This is a genomic window from Kitasatospora sp. NPDC032757 (genome assembly GCF_055579305.1).
Genome location: NZ_JBVINN010000026.1, coordinates 57,540 through 80,977, shown reverse-complemented (window position 1 = coordinate 80,977; position 23,438 = coordinate 57,540). Strand labels below are relative to the sequence as shown.

Annotated in this window: 9 protein-coding genes and 1 pseudogene; 2 read left to right on the top strand and 8 right to left on the bottom strand. The window is 71.5% G+C overall.

Features of this window, described 5'->3' with window-relative positions; all coding sequences use genetic code 11:
• Nucleotides 1-27: 27 nt before the first annotated feature.
• Together ACZ5WK_RS25820 and ACZ5WK_RS25815 are read right to left on the bottom strand one after the other, a co-directional pair.
• Nucleotides 28-9,216, bottom strand: a complete 9,189-nt coding sequence (locus ACZ5WK_RS25820; protein ID WP_465550496.1) for an amino acid adenylation domain-containing protein — start codon at nucleotides 9,214-9,216, stop codon at nucleotides 28-30.
• Nucleotides 9,216-13,226, bottom strand: coding sequence for a non-ribosomal peptide synthetase (locus tag ACZ5WK_RS25815; RefSeq protein ID WP_465550494.1), 4,011 nt, complete (start codon nucleotides 13,224-13,226; stop codon nucleotides 9,216-9,218). Before ACZ5WK_RS25815 ends, ACZ5WK_RS25820 begins: the two co-directional genes overlap by 1 nt.
• A gap of 681 nt (nucleotides 13,227-13,907) precedes the next feature.
• On the opposite strand from ACZ5WK_RS25815, the pseudogene ACZ5WK_RS25810 reads away from it, so the two are divergent.
• Nucleotides 13,908-14,036: pseudogene (locus ACZ5WK_RS25810) on the top strand (family 1 glycosylhydrolase); the annotation flags it as partial.
• Between the two features lie 13 nt (nucleotides 14,037-14,049).
• Here the strand turns inward: ACZ5WK_RS25810 and ACZ5WK_RS25805 are convergent.
• Genes ACZ5WK_RS25805 through ACZ5WK_RS25795 form a run of 3 tightly spaced genes read right to left on the bottom strand, consistent with a single transcriptional unit; the run spans nucleotide 14,050 to nucleotide 18,259 of the window.
• On the bottom strand, nucleotides 14,050-15,039 hold the full coding sequence (locus ACZ5WK_RS25805) for an ROK family protein (RefSeq protein ID WP_465550492.1): 990 nt from the start codon (nucleotides 15,037-15,039) through the stop codon (nucleotides 14,050-14,052).
• Nucleotides 15,036-17,180, bottom strand: a complete 2,145-nt coding sequence (locus ACZ5WK_RS25800; RefSeq protein WP_465550490.1) for a beta-galactosidase — start codon at nucleotides 17,178-17,180, stop codon at nucleotides 15,036-15,038. The genes ACZ5WK_RS25805 and ACZ5WK_RS25800 overlap by 4 nt, the downstream gene beginning before the upstream one ends.
• Before the next feature lie 32 nt (nucleotides 17,181-17,212).
• The gene (locus ACZ5WK_RS25795) at nucleotides 17,213-18,259 is read right to left on the bottom strand and encodes a zinc-dependent alcohol dehydrogenase (protein WP_465550488.1); all 1,047 of its coding nucleotides are present in this window, start codon (nucleotides 18,257-18,259) and stop codon (nucleotides 17,213-17,215) included.
• 49 nt (nucleotides 18,260-18,308) lie between these two features.
• Between ACZ5WK_RS25795 and ACZ5WK_RS25790 the strand changes: the two genes are divergently transcribed.
• On the top strand, nucleotides 18,309-19,187 hold the full coding sequence (locus ACZ5WK_RS25790) for an SDR family oxidoreductase (RefSeq protein ID WP_465550486.1): 879 nt from the start codon (nucleotides 18,309-18,311) through the stop codon (nucleotides 19,185-19,187).
• Between the two features lie 34 nt (nucleotides 19,188-19,221).
• On the opposite strand, the gene ACZ5WK_RS25785 is transcribed toward ACZ5WK_RS25790, so the two are convergent.
• Genes ACZ5WK_RS25785 through ACZ5WK_RS25775 form a run of 3 tightly spaced genes read right to left on the bottom strand, consistent with a single transcriptional unit; the run spans nucleotide 19,222 to nucleotide 23,374 of the window.
• Nucleotides 19,222-20,472: a phosphotransferase family protein gene (locus ACZ5WK_RS25785; RefSeq protein WP_465550484.1), complete on the bottom strand. Its 1,251-nt coding sequence runs from the start codon at nucleotides 20,470-20,472 to the stop codon at nucleotides 19,222-19,224.
• A gap of 35 nt (nucleotides 20,473-20,507) precedes the next feature.
• Nucleotides 20,508-21,416 carry an inositol monophosphatase family protein gene (locus ACZ5WK_RS25780; RefSeq protein ID WP_465550482.1) on the bottom strand — a complete coding sequence of 303 codons (909 nt, stop codon included), beginning with the start codon at nucleotides 21,414-21,416 and terminating at the stop codon, nucleotides 20,508-20,510.
• Nucleotides 21,413-23,374: an aminotransferase class III-fold pyridoxal phosphate-dependent enzyme gene (locus ACZ5WK_RS25775; RefSeq protein WP_465550480.1), complete on the bottom strand. Its 1,962-nt coding sequence runs from the start codon at nucleotides 23,372-23,374 to the stop codon at nucleotides 21,413-21,415. The genes ACZ5WK_RS25780 and ACZ5WK_RS25775 overlap by 4 nt, the downstream gene beginning before the upstream one ends.
• Nucleotides 23,375-23,438: the final 64 nt, after the last annotated feature.

The window sequence follows — 23,438 nt, the reverse complement described above, 5'->3', positions numbered from 1 at the left end:
GGCAGGTGCGGACGGTGGGCCGAGGCGTCATGAGGGCTCGGGCACCTCGTCCAGAGCCGCGTTGATCGCGGCCGCCACCGCGTGCACGTACGGCGGCCGGACGACGCCGTAGTGGGTGGTGGCGAGCCGGTGCCGGCTGCTCGGCGCCGGGAAGTGCTCCTCCCACAGCGCCAGTTGCTCGTCCGGCGTGCCCTGGTGGGGAAGTCCCTCCACCGGTTGTTCCGCCAGCCACAATTGGCCTGGCGTGGCAGACAGTTGCGGTAGCTCGTGGTCGGCCATGCTCGCCAGGTTGGCTCGGCAGCACTGGGTGAGCCGTTCGGCGTACGCCTTCGCTTCGTCGGTGAACGTGGCGCCACTGTCGCCGAGTTCATGGGCGAACACCGCTTCTAGCTGCGTCTCGTCGTAGCCCTGGAACAGCGGGCCGGAGCCGGGCGCGGGCGGGTCGAGCAGGTAGAGCCCCTGCGCCGGCCGGCCGGCGGCCTCCGCCTCGGCCGCCATGCCCATCGCCGCCCAGGCGCCGAAGGACCAGCCCGCCAGGTACAGGCGCCGCGTGCCGTCGGCGAGGTGTCCGTGCAGCGCGGCGTGGTAGCGGCGGGCGCGTTCGGCCAGCGGCCACGCGGGCGGGGCGGGTTGGTGCGGGCCGGTCCGGCGCAGGGCGGGGTCGGCGATGAGGCAGACGGTCAGCCGCCGGTCGATCGCGGACACCAGGGGCCGGTAGGCCTGGATGTCGCCACCGACCGGGTGCACCAGGCACAGCACGTCGCGCCCGGTACCTTCCTGCCAGATCTCCACCGTCACGTCGTCCGCCTCGCCCGCCCCGCGCGGGGCGGCCTCATCGAGCCGGGTCAGGATCTCGTTGACGGAGACCTGGTGGCTCAGCCGGGACAGTTCGAGTTCGACGCCGAAGTGCTGTTTGACCGAGCCGATCAGGTCGAGCATGGTCAGCGAGTCGGCGCCCAGGTCGTACAGGGCTTCATCCGGGTCTATGTGCTCGACGCCCAGCCACTCGCGGAGCCGGTCGGTGAGGACGTCGGCGGGGGAGAGGGCTTCCTCGGCCGTCGTGGCGGACAGGGCGGTCGGAGCCGGGGCGGGGACGGTGTAGAACACCCGAGACTTCTCGATGTCCGTGGTGGAGACCAGGAGTTGGGGTAGCTGGAGAGCCACGGCGCGGGCGAACACCCGCTTCCCCTCGTCGGCCGTCAGGCCGGTCGCCAGATGGGCTTGGTGCCGGGCGTCCGTGGCGGGCGCGCGCAGTGCCATACCCGTCTCCCGCCACACGTCCCAGGCGATGCCGAGCCGCGCGGTGGCCTGCGGACCCGTCCCGGTGCCGCCGGGCCGGTGGTGGGCGAAGCCGTCGAGCAGGCCGTTGGCAGCGGCGTAGTCGAGCTGGCCGACCCCGCCCAGCAGGGCTGACATGGAGGAGCAGTAGACCGCGAGAGCCGGTGCGTACTGCTCGATCAGCCGCTCGACCAGCAGCGCGCCATTGAGCTTGGCCGCCTGGCTGGTCGCTGCGGCGTCGCGTCGGACGATGAGGCCGCCGGTGCCGACACCGGCGGCGTGGACCACACTATCGAGCCGCGCGGTACGGCCGCCCACGCGCCGCAGGATTTCCTCCACCCCGGCTTCCTGGGCGAGATCCCCCTCGATCAGGTCCACCCGGTCGGCCCAGCAGGCCAGTTGGACCGGCAGCTGCGGCCGTCTGGCCAGCAGCAGGACCCGACCCCCCGTCTGTTCCAGCAGCCAGGCCGCCACGCTCGCGCCGATACCGCCAGTACCGCCCAGCACCAGGTGGACGCCGTCCCCCTGCGGGATCGCCGGAGCGAACGCCTCGGCCACGGCTACCGGGGAGGTGACCTGCTGCCACCAGTAGCCCTGCCGTAGGGCCAGCTGCCTGGTGCGCCCGATGCCGTCCCCGGTGAGCAGGGCGGTCAGCGTCGCCGCCCAGTCGGCCAGGGCGGCGCTCGGCAGATCCACCCAGCGACCGTCCACGGGAGTCTCCTGCGGAGCGACCTCGTTGATTCCGGCGAGCAGGCCCGACTCCGGTCGCTCGACGGCTCCTTCGACGGGCCTGGCTCCGTACGAGAGCCACCACAGCCGCACTTGGGGTGATCCCGGCATCCCGGCCAGCGCCTGGACGAGGGCGGCAGGCGCGTCGACGCACGCCCAGCGGGCCTGCCTCACGGAGCGCGGGCCGACCGGGCCCGCGACGCCCAGGGGCAGCGCGTGCAGCCAGTCGACACCCTGCTGTCCCGCCTGTGCGGTCACCACGTCGAGCAGTCGGCGCAACGAAGCGGGGTCGGTCGCATCGACCTCGAAGACCTCCTCCCCGTGCCGGGCGAAGGCGTCGGTCGCGCTCACCCGGACGACCCGGGCGTAGGCTGCCTCGAACACCCGGATCGCTTCAGCGGGTGCCGGGCCGTCCGTGACCACCACCAGCACGGCGGACCTGCGAGGGCCGCCTGTGGTGGCCGCGCGGCGCAGCCGCACCCAGTGAGGCTGGCTCAGCCAGTCGGTTTCCGCGAGCCGCTGTGGACCTTCGGGCCCAGGGTGGGGCGCCGTAGCTGTGGCGCGCTCGAAGTCGTACGCCGCCAGCCCGAAGGCGGGTGGCGGGAAGTCCCACGGTGCCTGTGCCGGACCCTGCGGCCAGTCGATCTCACACCCGTCCACCCAGGCGTCGGCCAACTCGCCCGCCGTACGGCCCGCAGTCGGCACGGACGCCACGTCCGCTCCCACCGGCGCGACCGGTACGGCCGTGCGCAACCACTCCACCGCAGCGGACGCGTCGGGACAGACTGCTGCCAGCCGCCACTGCCGGGCCGGCCGGCCCGCCTGCAGGTGCCGCAGCACCTCGCCGTAGGCCTCGGGGCGGACGGCCAGGTAGTCGGCGATGCGGGCGGCGTCGGTACGCAGGGCAGCCGCACTGCTGCCGGACAGCACGAGGCAGCCGTCCGGGGCGGTCACCGTGGCGCCGGACGCCGGGACCGTCGGCGCGGGCGCCTCCAGCACCACGTGGGCGTTGGTGCCGCCGATGCCGAAGCTGCTGACGGCTGCCACCCGGGGACGGTCGGTCGGCCAACTGTGGCCGGTCGTAGGGATGTAGAAGGGAGTCGGGTCGGCGGCTATGTGCGGGTTGAGGGCGTGGAAGTCGACGTTGGGCGGGATGAGGCCGTGGTGGACGCTCAGGGTGGCGCGGATCAGGCCGACGACACCGGCGGCGGCACCCAGGTGGCCGATCTGGCTCTTGACCGACGTCAGCGCGCAGCGGCCGGAATCGGCGACGCCGAACGCCTGTCGCAGGGCGTCGACCTCGACCGGGTCGCCCAGGCGGGTGCCGGTGCCGTGGGCCTCGACGTAGGCGAGGTCCGCGCCGGTGCGACCGCTGCGGCGCAGGGCGGCGCGGATCACCTCACGTTGGCCGGCGAGTGAGGGTGCGCTGTAACTGAGCTTTCCGGAACCGTCGTTGTTGAGCGCGGAGCCCGTGATCACCGCGTAGACGGTGTCGCCGTCGCGCCGGGCGAGCCGCAGCGGTTTGAGCACCACCACGCCGACGCCGCTGGCACCGATCGTGCCGCTCGCGTCGTCGCTGAAGGGCCGGCAGTGGCCGTCCACGGAGAAGATGTGCTGGGGCTGGTAGCGGTAGCCGCCGGTCAGGGCCGGGTCGACGAGCACACCGCCGGCGAGCATGACCTCGGCGTCGCCCTGGCGGAGCAAGCCCGCGGCGAGATGGACGGCGACCAGCGAACTCGCGCAGGCCGCCTGGGCGGTGAAGGCCGGGCCGGTCAGCCCGAGATGGTAGGCGGCCTTGGTCGCGAGGAAGTCCTTCTCGTGGTGCAGGGCCATCCGGAAGCCGTCGGGCAGCCACCCGGGGTCGGCCTCCCGCAGCATGGCCTGGAAGTACGTGTTCTCACCCGCCCCGGCGATCAGGCCGACTCGCGGACCGGACGACGGATCGTGGATTCCGGCATGGGCCAGCGCCTGTGTACAGGCCATCAGCAGGTGGCGCTGCTGAGGGTCCATCAGTCGGGCGTCGTAGCGGCTGATGCCGAAGTGGTCCGGGTCGAAGTCCAGCGGTCCGTCCAGCTGACTGCGCGCCCCGACCAGGCCGTCCGCCGCGTCGAAGTGCTCGATGCCCCGGCCGGCGGCGGTCACCATCTCCCAGAAGGCGGCCAGGTCCGGGGCGCCGGGGAGCCGTACGGCCATGCCGGTGATCGCGATCGGTTCGTCACCCGCCACGGCCTCGGCCCGAGCACCCGTCGTGCCCACCGTGCTACCGGTCGAGCCTCCGGGTCCGTCGAGGAACCGGGCCAGCCGTCGTACGGTGACGTGCTCGAACAGCTCGGCGACCGTGAAGCGCAGACCCAACTCCGTTGTGCAGTACAGGTGGTAGCGCATCAGCGTCAGGCTGGACGCACCCGCGTCGAAGAAGGAACGGTCGGGGCCGATGGCCGCGCCGGTCACCGCCTCGAACGCCTCGGCCAGCCGGGCTTCGCGCTCCGACAGTACGGGCGCGCCACCCGTACGTCCGTGCAGCTCCTCACCGGGGGAGCGCAGGGCTCCCGCGCGGTCGAGTTTGCCGCTGGGGGTGCGGGGCAGGGTCTCCAGACGCCGGAAGCGGTCGATCCGTACGTAGGCGGGCAGCAACGCGGCCAGGTGGGCGGTGAGTTCCCCGGCCGTGGGTGTCCGTCCGCGACCTTGGAAGCAGGCCACCAGCAGCTTGCCGTCGCGCGCCACCACGGCGTTGACGATCTCCGGGTGCCGCAGCAGGGCCACCTCGATCGAGCCCAACTCCAGCCGGTGACCGCTCAGTTTGATCTGCTGGTCGTCGCGGCCCAGGTAGTGCAGCAGGCCCTGCCGGTCGAAGCGGGCCCGGTCGCCACTGCGGTAGAACAGCCCCAGGCCCGGCAGTTCGACGAAACGCCCGTCGCCCAGTCCGTCCTCGCCGAGGTAGCAGCGCTCGGCCATCGTGCCACCGATGAGCAGGTCGCCGGGGCAGCCGGCCGGGACGGCCTGGTCGGCCTCGTCCACCACCCGCAGCACGGCGCCGGCCACGGGTCGGCCGATGGCGGGGCGATCCGGCCAGTGAGCGGGGTCGCCTTCGAGGCACAGGCTGCTCACCACGTGCGTCTCGGTCGGGCCGTAGTGGTTGAAGAGACGGGCACCCGGCAGGCCGGCGAACCAGCGTCGAATGGCCTCGGTGCAGACCAACTGCTCCCCTGCAGTGACCACTTCACGCAGCCGAGCGGGGTAACGACCGAGGTGGACGGCGTGCTCGGCGAGGAGTTGCAGGGCCACGTAGGGCATGAAGACGCGCTCCACCCCCGCCGACTCCAGCTGCGCCAACAGGGCCGGCCCGTCCTGCCGCCAGCCGGGCCGCACCAGGTGCAGGCGGCCGCCTCCGCAGAGCGTGCCGAAGATCTCCTGGAAGGAGACGTCGAAGGAGAGCGCGGAGAACTGCTGGGTCACGGCGGGCGCCCCCAGGCCGCCCGCCTCAGCCTGCCACTGGAGCAGGTTGCACAGGGTCCGGTCCGACACCTGGACGCCCTTGGGAGTCCCGGTGGAGCCCGAGGTGAAGAGGGTGTAGAGCGGCCGGATGCCGTCGTGCGGAGGAAGAGCGGGCGCGGGAGTGCCTACGGGGGCCAGCGTGACGGCGTGTCGCGTTACGCCGCCCGGGTCGACGGCGTCGAACGCCGCCTCACCGCCCGGCGGCAGCAGAACACACAGCGGCTCCGCCTGTTTCAGGATCAGCCGCAGCAGGTGCGGCGGGTAGGACGGGTCGAGCGGCACGATCGTCAGGTTGAGCCGGGCCAGCGCCAGCAGTGCCACCACGTGCTCGACGCAGGGGTCGAAGTACAACGCGACGCGGCGCGGGAGGTCGTCCTCGTCCGGTGCCGGGCACGCCGACCGCAGTTCGACGGCGAGCGCGGCCGCGTGGGCGTCGAGTTCGGCGTAACTCAGCGTGCGGAGACCGTCGTCCAGGGCGGCTGCGTCCGGGGTCCGGGCGACCTGCCGGGCGAAGCCGTCGGCCACGGTCGTGTACGTCAACTCCGCCGTCGGGCCGTCGCCGTGCTGCGGCAGGCTGTTGCGGTAGGGAGCCGCCAACTCGGCTACGGTGGCGGGCTCGTCGGCGGCGAGCAGGTCCAGGCCGCGCCGGAACAGCCCGGCCATCGCCTCGACCTGGGCGGCGTCGAAGTGGTCGGCGGCGTACTCCCACACGCAGTCCAGGTCACCGGCGTGCTCAACCACGAACAGGGTCATGGGGCACTTGGCCTCGGCCGGCGCCCACCACAGCGGGCGGGCGGCGCAGGATGGCAGGGCCAGTGCCCCGAAGTCGGTGTTCTCCTGGACGAAGAGGACGTCGAACGGCGACTTCCCCGCCGCTGGGCCCAGGTCGGCCAGCACGTCGGACAGCGTGACGTCCTGCCGGTCCAGCACCTCGCGCACCCCGGCGCCCAGGCGTCGCAGTTGGTTGCGCAGCTCCTCACCGGGCGTGAGGGACAGCGGCAGCAGCACGGTGTTCGCGAACATGCCGACGCCCGCCTCGAACTCCTGCACCGGCCGGTTGGCCACCGGAGCGGCCACCCGCAGCCTGGTCCGGCCGGTCACGGCGTACAGGCTCCAGGCGAAGACGCCCAGCAGCAACTGGAAACGGGTCAGGCCCAGTTCGCTGCAGAGCCGGTCGACGTGGGCGCGGCGCACGACGTCCAGCGTGGTGTGCAGCAGCCGCCCCTCGGAGAACGGGCGGGCGTGGCTCGGCTGCAGCGGCTCGGCGACGTCGTCCAACCCGGTGTAGTGGGCCAGCAGTTCGGCGCGCTGCGCGCGGTATCCCGGGTGGTCGGACCACTCGGCCTGCCAGTGTGCGAAGTCCAGCGGCGTGAGCGCGGGCGTGGGCTGCGCCCGGGGCGGTCCGTTCCCGCCGCTCAGGGCGGGCTCGTACCCGGCCGACAGGTCGCGGAAGAGCACGTTGAGCGACCAGCCGTCGACGGCGATGTGGTGCAGGTGGAGCAGCAGGACGCCGCCCCCGTCCTGCGGCAGCCAGCAGGCGCGCAGCATCCGGGGCCGCGCCAGGTCGAAGGCAGGAGCGAAGAACGCCTCGGCGAAAGCCCGTTGGCCGTTCTCGTCGTCGGGCGTGTTGGTGCCGGGGTCGGTCCAGGGGTCGTACGGCTCGCCCACCACCTGGCGCAGGCCCTCGGGCGTCGCCTCGAACCCGGTACGCAGCGCCGGGTGTTGGTTCACCAGGCGTCGCAGCGACCGTCGGAGAGCCGCCGCGTCGACCGGACCGTTGATCCGCACGGCGGTGGTCACGTCGTAGGCGCGGGAGCCTGGTGAGCGCTGCTGGAAGAGCCACAGCCGCTGCTGCTCGCTGGTCGCCGGGGCGGTGCGGGCCTCGGTGGGCCCGGTCGGCACGGGATAGTGCGCCTGTCCGGAGGCGCGGGCGGTGGCGATGGCCTTGGCGAGCGAGGCGAAGTCCCCTCGTAGGACGGTGGACTGTGGCAGGTCGCAGCCCCAGCGGCGCCTGACCGCGAAGCGCAGCCGCAGCGCCTTCAGCGAGTCGCCGCCGACGCTGGTCCAGCCGTCGTCGAGCCGGGGGTCGGGCATGCCCAGGACCTCCGCCACCAGCTCCAGCACCTCACGCTGCCAGGCGGTCGCGGCGGTGCCCCGTCCGTTCGTCCGTCGCCAGGCCCGGTCGTCGCGGTCCAGCAGCGCGGCCTGGTCGACCTTGCCGTTGGCGTTCAGCGGCAGCGCGTCGAGCAGATAGAGGTGGTGGGGCCGCATGTAGGCGGGCAGCCCGCTCGCCAGGTGGCGGTCGAACTCCTCGAAGGTCAGCTCGCCGTCGAGCACGAGGTAGGCGAGCAGCTCGTTCGGGCCGTACTCGCCGTCGCGGCGGGTGCAGACGTACGCCTGCCGCACGGCCGGGTGCTTGACGATCTGCCGTTCCAGCTCGCCGGGTTCGATCCGGAAGCCGCGGACCTTCACCTGGCGGTCGGCGCGTCCGACGTACTCCACGACGCCGTCGGGGTCGGCACGGACCAGGTCGCCCGTCCGGTAGTGGAGGTCACGGCCGTCGTCGTACCAGGGCAGCCGGACGAAACGCCGTCCGGTCTCCTCGGGCAGGTTGCGGTAGCCGGCCGCCAGACCGGCTCCGGCCAGGTGGAGTTCGGCGACCTCGCCGGGTGCGGCCTCCCGGTCGGTACCCGGCACGACGAGGACCGCCCGCGTGTCGGGCAGCGGGCGCCCGATCGGGACGACGTCCGCGCCGAAGTCCCGGGGGATGGGGTGGTAGAGCGCGAACGTGGTGGTCTCGGTCGGGCCGTAGACGTTGTGCAAGCGGGTGAGGCTGTCCGCGTTGTGACGGTACCAGCGGCGTATCAGGCGGGCGTTGAGCTGCTCGCCGCCCACCAGCACCTGCCCCACGCCGGCGAAACAGCCGGGGACGGCGTCCACCACGGCGTTGAAAAGTGCCACGGTGACGAAGAGGGTGTCGATCCGTTCGCGCAGCAGTGCGGCCGCCAGCCGGTGCGGGGTCTGGACGTCCGCGTCGTCCATGATCACGCAGCAGCCGCCGGTCAGCAGCGGCGCCCACACCTCGAAGTTCAGCGCGTCGAACGCGGGGTTGGACATGCAGGCGTAGCGCGCACCCTGCTCCAGCTTGATGTACCCCGGGCGGGCCAGCCGCAGCACGCCGCTCTCCGTCACCTCCACTCCCTTGGGGAGGCCGGTGGTTCCGGAGGTGTAGAAGAGGAAGGAGACTGGCGCTCCGGTGAACATGGGTTCCGGCGTGGGGTGTTGGCCGGGCAAGGTGGCGAGCAGGGCGGCTGCCGGGAGGGGGCGTACGCCCTCCGGCAGGTCCTCGGGCGCTGCCTCCGCGTGGATCAGTGCCACGGCGGCGGAGTCGGTCAGGATGTGACGACGGCGCTCCGGCGGGCTCTGCGCGTCGAGCGGCACGACCTTGGCGCCGACGCGGAGGACGCCGAGCATGGCGCAGACCAGCTGCCAGGAGCGGGGGAGGTGGACCGCCACCGCCTGGCCGGGCTGGACTCCGCTGCGGCGCAGCCCGTCGGCCACCGCCGTTCCGGCCTCGTCCAGGGCGGCGTAGTCGAGCCGCTGGTCGCCGTCGATCAGCGCGAGCGCGCCGGGGGTCTGCAGCGCCCACGCGTGCACGCCTTGGGCGAGGCCGGTGACGGGCGGTGCGGTGGCGGGTTCGGCAGTGCTTCGCATCACGCCTCCCGCACGGCGTGCAGGTCGCCGGTCGAGGACACCGACGGCAGGGGGGAGGCCGGGTCCGGCACCCGTGGCAGTTCCGCCTCGATCAGCTCCGCGATCCGCGGCACCGCGTCGCTCTCCAGCATGTCCCAGTGGCCGCAGCCCACCGGCTCCACCAACAGGCCGTCGCCGGCGCGCCGTTGCCAGAACGCGCGGGCTTCGCGCTCTGCCGCCTCGTCCCCCCCTCCCTCGGACGCCTGGACGAACACCAGCCGGGCCGGTGACGGCGGCACGAGGTAATCGCGGGCGGACATCCGGTTGTGGTTGTAGATCCGGAAGTACCGGTCGATCTGGTCGTCCTCGATGCCCGGGTACATCCCGTTGAACCTGACCAGCTTCTCGCGGAAGTCCGCCGCCTCGACGGGCTCGATCGCGGCCCGCTCCTGCGGGTCGTCGGTGCCACGGGTATCGAGCAGGACCACGCTGAACCGGGGGTGCCCGGCCTCGGCCAGCAGCCGTCCCATCTCGTGGGCGACCAGTCCGCCGTAGGAGAGCCCGCACAGCACCAGCGACTCGTCCGCGCGCGGCCCGACCAGCTCCAGGTAGTGCCGCGCCATGGCCTCGACGGTGGGCAGCGGCGTTTCGCCGGGGTCCAGGCCGGGTGACTGGATGCCGTACACGCCGATCTCCTCCGGCAGCGCGGCGGCAAGCGAGAGGTAGCAGAAGGCGGTGCCGCCGGCTGGGTGGACGCAGACCACCCGCCGGCGTCCGTCGCCCGCACGGAACTCGATCAGGCTGCCGCTCCGCTGCCGGGCCGCGCCGGTGCGCAGGCGCTTGGCCAGCGTCTCGATCGTCGGGTGCGCGATGACGTCACGGATGGGCAGGGTGTCGCCGAACTCCTCGCGGACGGCGGCCGCCACCTTGATGGCGGAGATCGAAGTGCCGCCGATCTCAAAGAAGTTGTCGGTGATGCCGATCGCGGGGTGCAGCAGCACGCGCTTCCAGATGCGGTAGAGGGCCATCTCGACGTGGTCGCGCGGGGTGGCCGTGTTGACCTGCCGAGGGACGGCCGCCCGGGCCTGCCGCAGTAGTTCGGCGCGGTCCAGCTTGCCGCTGCGGCCCCGCGGCAGCGCGGGCAGTTCGACGAAGAGCGCGGGAATCATGTAGTCCGGCAGCCGCTCGGACAGCGCGGCGCGCCACTCGTGCGGCTGCCTCGGCTCGGCGCCGCCCCGGCCGATGGTGGCCACCAGGCGCAGTTCGCCGGCCTCGTCGCGGTCGGCGAGGACGGCCGCTTCGCGCACACCGGACACGGCCAGCAGTGCCGCCTCCACCTCGCGGGGCTCGATCCGGAAGCCGCGCAGTTTGACCTGATCGTCACGGCGGCCCAGGAACTCGGCGTTGCCGTCGGGGAGTCGGCGGGCGAGGTCGCCGGTGCGGTAGATGCGCTCACCCGGTACGAAGGGGTCGGGGAGGAACCGTTCGTCCGTCAGGTCCGGCCGGTTCAGGTAGCCCGCGGCGAGTCCGGCGCCACCGGTCCAGACCTCTCCTGTGACCCCGGCGGGCACCGGCTGGAGCCGTTCGTCGAGCAGGTAGAGGCGGGTGTTGCCCAGCGGCCGGCCGATCGGGCAAGGTCGGTCGAGGGGCTGCGGGTCGGTGTAGAAGGTGCAGTAGAGCGTGCTCTCGGTGGGGCCGTAGCCGTAGCAGATCCGCAGGCCGGGCAGCACCTGTGTCATGCGGTGGAGCGCGATCTCGGGGAGGGACTCCACGCCGGTCAGCAGCTGGCGCAGGGCGAGACCCGCCAGGCGCTCCTCGGGTGCCTCGTCGATCCACCGGATGTACGCCGGAGGCAGGAACGCCTGCACGATGCGGTGCCGGCGCATCCACTCCATCAGCGCCTCGGGGTCGGCGCGCAGGTCGTCGGGGACGACGTGCAGCACGGCACCCGTGGTGAGCGGCAGCAGGATCTCGTGGATCGTCGCGTCGAAGCCGATGCTGGACCACGCGGAAGTCGCCTCACCGGGTGTCGCGCCGAACCGGGCGAGCCAGGTGTCGAAGAGGTTGAGCACACTGCCGTGCGTCACCGCGACGCCCTTGGGGCGGCCGGTGGAGCCCGAGGTGTAAAGCACGTAGGCCAGGTGCGACGGGCCGACCGCGATCGCTGGGGCGTCGTCACGTACACCCTCCGCCTCGACCGTGCGCAGGTCCTGCCAGCCGTCCTTGGAGGTCGCGGTGCTCAGTACCAGGGCCGGCGCGGAGTCCGCCACCATGGCGGTCAGCCGCTCGGTGGGCTGGCCGGGATCGAGCGGGAGGAAGGCGGCACCCGCCTTGATGATGCCGAGGACACCCACGACCAGTTCCGTGGACCGTCCGGCGTGCAGGCCGACCACCTGGTCGGGTCCGATCCCGCGCGCGATCAGCGCGTGCGCCAACCGGTTGGCGCGCCGCTCCAGCGTGGCGTAGTCGGTTCGCTCACCGGCACAGACGAGCGCCGGTCCGTCCGGGCGGGCCCGCGCCTGCGCTTCGAAGCGTTCGATCAGGCCGCCCAGCCCGGAGGGCGGTACGGCTTCGGCGCCCTGGGTGGCGTCCCAGTCCGTGAGCAGCCGGTGCCGCTCGTCCGCGTCCATCAGCGCGAGCTCCGCGACCTGCACGTCGGGCTCGTCCACCATCTGGGCCAGCACTCGTCGCAGGTAGCCCGCATAGCGTTCGGCGCTGTCATGGTCGAACAGGGCGGTGGCGTAGTCGAGATGGCCGACCAGACGGCCGTTCTCCTCGGCCAGCGACAGGGCGAGGTCGAACTTGGCGGCGGCGAAGGGGATTTCGAGGGGCTCCGCCTCGACGTCCGGCAGGTCCAACAGGCCGCTGCGCGACGGCTGCCAGGCGAACATGGTCTGGAACAGCGGCGAATGGGCGTTGCTGCGCGGCGGGTTGACCAACTCCACGACACGCTCGAACGGCAGGTCCTGGTGGTCCAACGCCCCACGGACGGCGGCGCGTGTCCGACCCAGTGCGGTGGAGACCGTCGGTGCACCGGACAGGTCGACCCGCACGGCCAGGGAGTTGACGAAGAAACCGATGAGTCCGGCGAGATCACGGCTGCGGCGGTTCGCCGTCGGTACGCCGACCACGATGTCGGTCTCTCCGGCCAGCCGCGACAGCATGAGGGACCAGCCCGTCAGCGCGGCGACGAAGAGGGTGCCGCCGTGCCGCCGCGCGAGCGTCCGCAGGCCGGCCGTCAGCTCCTCGTCCAGGGTGATCGCCACCCGGCCGCCGTGATAGTTCTGCTCGGGCGGGCGAGGCCGGTCGGTCGGCAGTTCGAGCAAGGGCGGGGCACCGGCCAGGTTCTGCTGCCAGTACGCGGCCTGGGAGGTCTGCTCCTCGCTGTCCATCCACTCGCGCTGGCGGCGGGCGTAGTCGGCGTACTGGAGGGGCAACGGTGGCAACGGGTCGTCGTCGCCGCGGAGGAACGCCGAGTAGAGCACGGTGAGTTCGCGCATCATGACGTCCATGGACGATCCGTCGAACACCGTGTGGTGCATCGTGAGCAGCAACGCGTGATGGTCCGCGGCCAAGGTGACCAGGCGGCCACGGGCCAGCGGGCCGCTGGCCTGATCGAAGGGTGCGGTGGCTTCCGCACGTTGCAGGGCGGCCAGCCGCGCTTCGGGATCGGGGACACCGGTCAGATCGTCCGTCAGGAGCGGGTACCCGATGCCCGGCCGATCGATCCACTGGTGCACGTCGCCGTCCGTGGGGACCAGGCGGGTCCGCAGCACCTCGTGCCGAACGACGATCGTGTCCAGCGCCCGGGCCAGCACCCCATGGTCCAGCGGCCCGCGCAGCCGGTGGACGACCGACTCGTTGTAGGCCTCGCCGGCGTCGGTCAGCTGAGCCAGCGTCCAGAGCCGTTGCTGCGCGAAGGAGAGCGGCTGCGGTTCGTCCCGGCGGGCCGCCGCCGATTCGTCTGAGTCGTGCCGTGACCCGTCGCGGTGGCTGCTGGTGGTCGAAGGGGAGGTGCGTATCGTCGGCAAAGCCAGCTCTTTCCTCTGATTGGAGGACAGTTGGGGAGGCGTGAGAAAACAACTCACCGGCCCGGCGGCGGGCGCGAGGGGATGAATGACTACTCGACGGGTGCGCCGCTCGGACTGCGGACACCTGGTGTGCCTATCAGCGGCGCGCCCACAATGGGTCGCCGGGCTGTTCCTCGTTCAGGCGGACTCAGTGCCTGCCGATGAGCGGAGACCGCGTATGGCCGGCGCGGGCGGAACGGCCGCCTCCTTCCACAAGTGCCCCTCGGCGGAGCGGATGTTCGGCCCGGCGTGTATCCACCATCTCACCCACCGCGTGCTCATTTCCTGGCAGGACAGGCAGTCAACGGCCAACTGTCTGAACAGGGAGAAAGGTTGGTCGCCGTTCTGATCCAGCGTCTCGCTCGATGATTGATCATGTCGCTGGAGGTGTCAATGCCCGATCTCCTCCGCATGAGCAGCACGGGTTTTCAGCACCTGGAACAGGCAAGTGATCCGGAGACCGGCAGTTGGCGGGTCTCCGTGCCGACCCGGGACATCCACCTCGACAAGGCCCTCGCCGAGGGCATGGCAGCCTCCGTCCCTGCGGATCGTCGGGACGCCACCGGCGGAGCGATGTGTGCAAGGGGAAGGCTTGACCTTGACCGATGCACCGCGTCTCAAGCACGACCGGGCCGACCCGGGGCCGAGGGGTTCGGTCGGCGCTTTGGCCCGGTCCACGTCGACTTCACGACGCAGAGGCGTACTTCCAAGGCCTCGTACACCTGGTATCGCGACATGATTGACACTTACAGGACGGAGTATGAAAGGTAGTTGGGTGACGAGCTCAGATCCTCCCGAGGTCCGGGGCCCGATCGATCGCCAGCAGTGCGGCGCCGATCGCGCCGGCATCATTGGCGAAGCGGGCCGTCAGTACGGGCACGGGCGGGCGATCTCCGGGTGAATAGAGCCAGCGGGCGAACGAGGCGCGCGCGGGTGCGAGCAGCAGTTCTCCTGCGGAGATCGGACCGCCTCCGACGACCATCACGGAGGGATCGAACAGGTTGGCCAAGGCGGCCAGTCCGGTGCCGGTGAGCGCTCCCACCCGGTCCAGGATCGCCAGGGCCTGCTCATCGCCGCTGCGGGCGGCCTCGGTGACCGCCTCTCCCGCGCCTGCGGGGCCCTGGCCGATCAGGCGGGCCAGCAGCGACGTCGGGTGGGCCGCCGCAGCCTGGCGCCCGAGTCTCGCGATGGCGGCGCCGGACGCCGACACTCCCCAGCATCCGCGGTTGCCGCACTCGCACAGTGGGCCGCGGGGATCGACCGTCAGGTGGCTGGCCTCGGCCGCGAAGCCGTGCGAGCCGCGAAGCAGACGGCCGGCGACGACCACGCCGCAGCCCAGACCCGTGCCCAGCGTCACCAGCACCAGGTGGTCATGTCCGCGCCCTGCACCGAGGCGGTACTCGGCCCACGCGGCCGCGTTCGCGTCGTTGTCGGTCACCACCGGCAGTCCCACCGCGTCCGCGATCAGCGTCCGAAGCGGAGCTCGCGCGAAGTCCAGACCGGGCGCGAAGGCCAGCGCCCCGGTACGGGCGTCGACCATCCCGGGCAGCCCGACGCCGACCGCGGTGACCCGCCTGCTCCGCACCTGCGCCACCAGGTCGCTGATGGCACCGACCAGCGCGTTCGCCGTGCGGCGCGGTGTGGCACAGCGGGCCCGCACCGACACCGTGCCGTCGGCCGCCACCCGCACCGCCGCGATCTTCGTGGCGCCGACATCGACGCCGACGGCCTCTGCCGGGGCGGCGGCCGGGAGCGATGGGGACGACGGTGTCATGGCCTCTCCGGAAGGAGCACGCGGGCCTTGCCCTGCACTGCGGCGGTGCGCAGCCCGAAGCCGCCCGGCCCGCGCACGGCGGACAGGTCGCACGGCCGGTCGGCGTTCAGCAGATCGCGTCCGACCCGCACCCGGACCGGCACCCCCGCGCCGGTCCGCTCGTTCAGCCCCTTGACGTAGCACGCCCCCAGCCGTCCGTTGGACACCCGCACGACGGCGCATCCGTCCCCGACGAGGTCGACGGCGACGACGTGCTCCCCGCACGTGGTGCGTGCCCGTAAGGGTCCGCCCGAGCGGTTGAAGAGGAAGACGAGCACGTCCTCGGGTTCCGCGGTGGTCCTGCGCAGCTCGAGCCATTCCCGCGGTCCGGTACGCCGAGGTACGCCGCTGCTCTCGCCAAGCCACTCCTCGACGGCCGTTCCGACGGGCTTCCCGCCGAGGGCCACCGCGCGCACCCTGGCCGGCTCGCCCAGCGGCGCGGCGCGCCGCCGCACGGCATCGGCCAGATCGGTACAGGAGCGCAGGTTCTCATCCAGGTGGGGGAGTTCCCCCACCACGAGGAGCGACCCGCCCTGCTCGGTGAACGTGGCGAGCCGTTGTTGCAGTGCCTGCTCCATGAAGCGGCCCGACACTGCGACCAGTGGCCCTGCATCAGGGTCGAGTGCGACCCGGCCGGTCAGTTCCTCCAACTGGAAGGGCAGGTTGTGTCGCAGGCAGTGGGCGACGAAGGGCAGCAGGGTCCAGCCGGCCGAGGGCACGGGCCGATCCGCGGCCCCGACGCTGCGCCGGCTCGTCGCCCGGTACCACGCACCGATTGCCGCGTACGGCGGATGGACACCCCACCGCACTCCGGGCTCCGGGCGGGAGACGGCCAGCACGTCCTGCTGGCCGGCCAGAAAGTGGGTCAGCACCTGTACGGCGGCGAAGGCCGGGCCCGGGCCGGCGTCGACCAGGATCGGAGCGGCGTCCCCGTACGGCGGATCGAACTGCGCGGGATCGCCGGCCGTCTCCGTCAACCAGGAGCGATCCACCGCAAGGTGGTCGCCCCAGCCCGCAGTGGCGCAGGCCGGATAGACGCTGATGCCGGTCGCCCCGCACGCCACGCCGAGCAGGGTGTGGTGGATCGGGACCACCGGGAAGGCGCAGCTCGCATCCGCCCAGCGGAGCCCCCAGTTCTCCTCGATGTTGGGGCCTCGTCCCCCTTTGGCCGCCAGAACGTAGTTGACCAGCGCCTCCTCGTCCGTCAGCACGTTGCCCGCCCAGCTCGTGTAGGCGCGGGGCAGGGCAGTGGGCGCGCCGACTCTGTTCCTGGCCAACCAGGCGTCGTACCGTCCGGCCGCCCGGCCGGGGATGCGGTCGGCCCTGGCCGGCGGCGAGTACGTGGTGAAGACGGGGATGTCCGGCCCGAGCGCCTCGGCCAGCCCCGCCATCCCGGTGGCGAGGACCTCGGCCGACCACTGCCCCCAGCTGACCAGGGAGAGCAGCCCGTTCGGGGACGGCGGACACTCCGCCCGGGTGGGTGCCTCCACGCCGGGTGCGAAGCGGGCGAAGGCGTCGGCACAAGGCTGCGAGTAGTCGAGCGCGTCGATCGGCAGGGCGGTCTCCCCGTAGTGCCCCTCGTTGCCGATCTGGACGGCGACGACCGGCCCCTGCGGATGAACGAATGGCCGGAGGAACCGGCCGACAGCGCGAAGCCAGCCTGTCGCATCCTTCAGGAATTTCGGGTCCAGAACCGACGGAAGCGCGAACTGCTGGCAGGGCAGCGGTCGGCCGTCGGCCGACCGTGCGGCGTGCCGATCCGGATCGAGGGTGGGGCTGACGCGGTCGGGCAGTCCACCGAAGGGCAGTTCGGCATGGACGAAGGGGCCCGGCTTCAGGAGTGCGAGCAGGCCCGTCGCCGCAATCAGCTCCAGGAAGGCGGCCAGATCGCGGTTGCCGTCCCGGTCGAAGCACAACCGCCGGCCGCCGCCCTGGCTGATCTCGTGGTGCCGCCAGGGAACGTAGCAGGTCACCACCTCGATGCCGGCGTCGCGCATGGCGCCCAGCTTGGCCGCCCACCGCCCGCGGTGATCCCGGTAGTAGGGGTACTCACCGGCGATGAGGAACCGGGGGCGGTCGTCCAGCCAAAGCGTTCCGTCCACGAAGGACGGGTGCGCACCATCCTGTCCGGCGCTCATGAGGCCGGGTTCTCGTCCGGGGCGAGCAGGACCTTCATCGCACTGTACCCGCGGCCGGGCGACGGCCGTCCCCGCCCGTCGGGTGCGACCGCCAGCAGCGCCAGGGCCTCGGTGTACCGTTCGAGCGGCAGCACGTGGGTCACCAGTTCTTCGAGTGGCAGATCCCGTGCGAGGTCCAGCGCCAGCTCGAAGTCCGTCGGCCGGTACGGTCCTGCCCCCACCAGACGGATCCCCCTGGTCACCAGAGCCCTCAGCGGGATGGTGGCGACGCCGGCCTCCCGCTCGCCCATCACCACGACGGTGCCCCCGGCCGCCACCGCGCTCAGGACATCACCCGGTACCGACCCTGTCGTATCTATGACCACGTCGGATACCGGCCTGCCTGACCCGGCCGCCTCCTCCGGGGAAATCACCCGCACCGTTCGCGGCAGCATCAGGCGGGCGATCTCCGCCCTCCTCGGATCACGCTCGGTCAGTGTCACCCTGGCGCCGCGCCGTGCCACGACCATCGCGCACAGTGTGCCGATGGGGCCGCCGCCGAGCACGAGCACCTGGTCGTCCCACCGCAGCCGAGCTGCCCTCAGGTTGTTGAGCACGCAGGCGAGCGGTTCCACCAGCGCCCCTCGCCGGTAGGACACCGAGACGGGCAGCTGATGGACGAAGCGCTCGGGCACGACGGCGAAGTCGGCCATCGTCCCGTCACGGTCGACGCCGACCTCCCGGCCTTCCTTCGCCGCGCAGTGCGCCGGCATCCCTCGGCGGCAGGGACGGCACCGGCCGCAGTAGTACGTCGGGTTGATCACCACACGGTCGCCCGGCATCACCGAGCTGATGCCGGATCCGACCGCGGCCACCGCGCCGACCGCCTCATGCCCCAGCACCACACCGCGTCGTGCCGGGAACTCACCCAGCAGGATCGCCCGGTCCGTGCCGCAGACACCGGTGGCGGCCACCTTGACCAGGACCTCGCCGACGTCGAAGGAAGGGACCTCACGATCGTGGATGCCCGCCAGGCCCACATCTTCGAAGACGATGGCCTTCATCACAGCCTCCCATCGGAGCTCTCACCAAAAGTGTCATAAAATGCCTGATATGAGCTTGTTTCGGCGGCCGGGCGGGAGCGAACTCCCGTCGAACTCGCGCCTGAGGATCCTGCTGCTCGGCGCGTCGGGGTTCGTGGGGGGCGGCCTGTGGACCTACCTGACACCCCGTCACAATGTCGTCGGCACCTTCGGTACCCGGTCGATCGCGGGGCTGGTCCACGTGGACCTGCGCGACGAGCGGCGACTGGCGGCGCTGGTGGCCGACGGCTTCGACCTGGTCGTCCACGCAGCCGGCCTGGTCCCGTTGGAGGCGGCCGAAGCCGACCCGGAGCTGGCCCACCGCCTCAACGTCCGCCCCGTCGAGGTGCTGCTGGATGCCGTGCGCGCCTCGGCGGCGAAGCTGGTCCTCCTGTCCAGCGACAACGTCTTCGACGGCACCCGCCAGCAGTACACCGAGGAAGACCCCCGATCCCCCGTCAACGTCTACGGGCGGACCAAGGCGGCAGCCGAGGACTTGCTGCTCGCCGACGGCGCACACCTGATCGTACGGATCCCCTTGGTCTTCGGACGCGGCCCCTGGTCGAACACCTTCCTGGCACGGCTGGCCCAGCCGACGACCACCGCCCGTACGGACCTGGTCTGCGCCCCCGTCTACCTTCCCAGCCTCGGCCCGGCCCTGGCCCGGCTGTGGGACCGCACGGGTGTCGTGCACTACGGCGGCAGCGATGTGGTGACCCGATTCGAGCTGATGTCCAGAGTCCAGCAGGCACTGGACCTGCCCACCCAGGTGGTGGCCGCCCAGGAGAAGGAGGCCTGCCCCGGTTGCCGCCGCCCGCCGCGGCTGGTGCTGCGCAGCACCCGGCACCGCCTGCTGGGCCCCGGACTGGACTCCGCGCTCGCCCACCTGGCGGGCCTGCCGCCCACCTGATGGCCTGCCATCTGCGGGCCGGCTGCTCGCCATGTCACCCGCCGGGGAGGTGGTCGGTCACCAGAGCCAGGTGGCTCTCGGCGTCCACCCGCCCGGCGCGGCCGAGCTGCTGGGCGAGATCGTTGATCAGCAGGGTGCCGAGCAGATAGTGGCCGAGCGCGAGCTCCGCGGGTGCGGAGTCCCTTCCCCGCAGGTCGGGCTTCGGCTTGCGGTCCGAAAGCCGGCACGGCGCCTCCGCCAGGACATGCAGGTCGTGCGTGAGCAGGAGCCGCTGCGTCCAGCCCGGATCGTCGCGGAACAAGCCCGACAGGCCCTCGCACGACTCCAGGTGGGGCAGGAACCGGTGAATCGCCGCGCGGTAGCCCGGGAAGGGCGGCTGCCGGAACCCCACCTGGTAGGCGTACCGCTTCGACCTGCGCACCGAGAAGCCCATCCGGAGCGCGGGATCCCACACGGTGAGGCTGAAGAGCGTCTTCGCCACGTCGTAGACCGGATCCCACGGCTCGGTGGAGCCGCGCGGATCGATGAGCCGGAAGTCTCCCGCTGCCGCACCGGGGCGGGTGGACAGCAGCACGTTGCGTGTGTTGGCGTCCCCGTGGGCAGGGGCCATCAACCTGGCCGGCGCCATCCGGGCCGACCGGCCCGCCAGGCGTTCCAGCACGAGCTGTGGGGCCTCGCACGCCACGCCGTTGACCGTGACGCGCTCGGCCGTCATCAGGCCGGCGGGCAGCGCCCCCCGCAACGCGGGCAGCCGCCGGAGGAACCGGCCCACGACGACTTCCGTAAGGTATCCGGCCGGGGTGGGGTGGGACTGCACGGCGTACCCGTCCAGGACAAGGGTCTTGACGAGCGCCGTGTACCGGCTGAAGAACTCCCGCGTGCCCTGTGGCGACTCCCGCAGGGGCGCCGCCAGGTCCGCCGAGTCGTAGAACGGCGTCGTACAGGCCGACCATCCGTCACCATCGACGAAGTGCACGATCGGCAGGTAGTGCGCCGCCAACCGCGGTGCCAGGGTACGCAGTAGCTCGATCTGGCCCAGCTTGCGGCGGAAGGACACCAGGTCGTGGCCGTCCACGGCGCCCTGTGCGGGCACCAGGACCTTGACCGCCAGGTCCTCCCCGGCCGAGGTGGTGGCCCGGTACACCCGGGCCGGGGATCCGCCGTCCAGGATCTCGTGTGCGACTTCGAGGCCGAGGGTGTCGGTGACGGCCGCCAGGGCCGCCTCGTCGGTCCACCCGCCGGGCGGGCGGGAGGTCATGGCCGTGATGTGCCGGCGATCGGTCACCACAGGTGTCTCCTCGCTGAGCTTCGCCGCCCCGCCTACCAGCGGATCGAGTCGATCAGTGCCGTGTGCAGCTGCTGTGTGCAGGCGGCGATGCACGACCGCTGGTTGAACGGGCTGATGTCCAGGAGCAAGGTGTCGTGCAGCGACTTGCCGTAGGCGTCGGTGATGGTGACCCCGGCCCGTTCCGCCAGGAACACCGAGGCTGCGATGTCGTACGGGAACAGATGCAGGATGCTCCCGCGGCCGACCCGGCGAAAGTCCGCCTCGGTGGCAGGGCGGTCGCGGAGCAACCGGTTGCCGATGTCGACGTAGGCGTCCATCTGTCCGGTGATGATCCGTGAGATGGAGAAGGAGGCGCTGTTGAACACATACACGCCGCCGGTGTTGGCCGATGCGTCGATCAGGTGGCCGTAGGCACCGGTCATCAACTCCGCCGGATGGCCGTTGAACTCCAGCGACCAGAACATCCGGTCGAGATCGACGCTGGACGACGGCTGGGGTACCGGAGCGGGATAGCCGCCGGACTCGATCCCGGCCCCTTGGGCGTCGGCGTAGAGCCAGTTGCCGGACTTGATCTCCTGGAGCATCGCGTACCGGATGTCCCCGATGGCGGGCGCCTCACCGAAGGGGGCCGCGGCGATGGATACGCAGGCCATCTCCAGATCGGCGGCAGCACCGCGCGTGCCGTCGATCGGATCGATGATCAGGACGTACGCGGGGTTCCGGCCGAGCGTGCGCAGCCCCTCGCTCTCGGTGTAGACGGCGACGGGCTCGTTCTGCTCCCTCAGGAAGTCCCATGCGGCGCGTTCGGCGAGCACATCGACGGGGAACTCGGCGTCTCCCCCCTTCGCCGTGCCCGTCACGTAGCGGCTGCCGACGTCGTGCAGGCCGGTGCGGACGGCTGCCCGGATTCGCCGGGACAGCTCCTGGACCAGGCCCCTCATGAGACCGAGAGGAAGAGTCGTTCCAGCAGGTCGCACATCTCGTCCGCCTCCTGACGGGTCATGATCAGCGCCGGTCGGACCTTCAGCACGTTGCCGTGCCCGTACAGCGAGGTCCGCAGCAGCAGCCCGTGGTCCATGCCGAGTTCGGCCAGGTGGTTGGTGAGCTGAGGGTCGGGCCGGCCCGCACGGTCCACGATGTCGATGCCGATCATCAGCCCCACACCGCGGACCTCCTGAACGAACGGCACCTTCGTGGCCAGGTCGCGCAGCCGGTCGAGAACGTACGCGCCGACGGCTCGCACGTTCTCCAGGAACCCGGGGCGGCCGATGATCTCAAGTGTCTTCAGAGCGGCCGCGGCGGCCATCACGTTGCCGCCGAAGGTCGAGTTGATGTGGTGCCCCTCCACACCGGCCAGCCGGTCCTCGGTCAGGATGCCGGCGATGGGCATCCCGGAGCCGCCGAGCCCCTTGCCGAAGGTCATCATGTGCGGGGTGACACCGAAATGGTCGGCCGCGAACATGCGGCCGGTGCGTCCGAACCCGGTCTGGATCTCGTCGAAGACCAACACGATGCCGCGCTCCTCGCACAGCTCCTTGAGCGCCTTCAGATAGCCGTCGGGCGGGACCACGTTGCCGCCGTTGCCGCTGATCGGCTCCAGCACCACACAGGCCACCCGGCCGGTGCTCGCGTAGTCGATGAAGTCGTTGATCCGCTCGACGCACATCAGGCCGCAGGTGGCCCGTTCCTGCCCGTAGAAGCAGCGCAGGCAGTGCGGATCGGGGACGTGCACGACACCGGGGAGGTGCGAGGGGAAGGGGGTGCGCCGGAACGCGGCGCCGGAGGCGCCGATCATGCCGAGGGTCTGGCCCAGGTGCCCGCGGAAGAGCGTGATCACGTCGGAGTTCCCGGTGTGGACCTGGGCGATCTTCACCGCGCTCTCGTTGGCGTCGGAGCCGCTCGCCGACTTCAGGTGTACCCGGGTGAGGTTCGGTGGTGAGACCTCGGCCAGCTTCGACACCAGCGCGTTCAGCGGTTCGGTCTGGAACTTCGAGGTGACGTGGATGAGCTGGCCGGCGTGCTCGCGGACGGTCGCCACGATCTCGGGGTGGGCGTAGCCCAGGCTCAGGTTGAACGTCCCCGAGGAGCAGTCGAGATAGCGCCGACCGTCATCGGAGTAGAGGTAGACACCCTCGCCCCTGACCACCCGGAGCTTGTCCGGCAGGTAGTAGTAGTGCTGAAGGACGTCGGCGGCGTCCGTCCCGGACGGCCGCTTCGGTGCCGCGGTGCTGACCTGTTCCATAGACTTCCCTCTGAGAATTCCTGACAGATCGATCTGATCGAACGATTCGAAACGCAGATCCGCCTCACCGAGATCGAGCGAGGCGGTTATTGAATTGGGTATGACGACGCATCGAATGCCGGCCCGTTTCGCCGCACGCACGCCGCTCGGTGAATCCTCGAATGCCACCGCCCGCCCGGCGGGAATTCCCAGGGAGGCGAGTGCCGCGAGGTACAGGTTCGGCGCGGGCTTCGCGCTGACCCGGTCTCCGTCGGCGCACTGCACCGTGCTCCACCCCTGGGCGATACCGCATTGCCGGGTGTATCGGGTGATCCATTCCCGGGTCGAGTTGCTGACGATCCCACGGGTCAATCCCAGCGCATCAACCGCCCGCAGGGTTCCTTGTACGCCGGGCCGGCTGGACAGCCCGCCGAGCAGTTCCCGCTGCCGGCAGTGAAGCCGCTCCTGCACCTCGCGTCGGTCCACCGTGCGCCCGGTGAGCCGTTCCAGATGTGTCCACAGGTCGAACCCGATGGTGCCGACGAGCGATGACCACACGTCCATCGCGAGCTGATGACCGAAGTCCTGGAAGATCTCCGCGTGGGCGCGGAAGATCTCGGATTCCGGATCCCACAGCGTCCCGTCGAAATCGAAGAGGACCGCATGCACTTCCCTCACGTTCACCTCCGTCGGGCGGTAGAAGGCCGCGCGGCTAGGAGTTTGTACACGGATTCGAAGCACC

Bases quoted from the DNA above. Each gene is read 5' to 3' on its own strand.
- ACZ5WK_RS25820 (WP_465550496.1), bottom strand. From the start codon at position 9,216: ATGCGAAGCACTGCCGAACCCGCCACCGCACCGCCCGTCACCGGCCTC.
- ACZ5WK_RS25805 (WP_465550492.1), bottom strand. From the start codon at position 15,039: ATGACACCGTCGTCCCCATCGCTCCCGGCCGCCGCCCCGGCAGAGGCC.
- ACZ5WK_RS25795 (WP_465550488.1), bottom strand. From the start codon at position 18,259: ATGAAGGCCATCGTCTTCGAAGATGTGGGCCTGGCGGGCATCCACGAT.
- ACZ5WK_RS25790 (WP_465550486.1), top strand. From the start codon at position 18,309: ATGAGCTTGTTTCGGCGGCCGGGCGGGAGCGAACTCCCGTCGAACTCG.
- ACZ5WK_RS25780 (WP_465550482.1), bottom strand. From the start codon at position 21,416: ATGAGGGGCCTGGTCCAGGAGCTGTCCCGGCGAATCCGGGCAGCCGTC.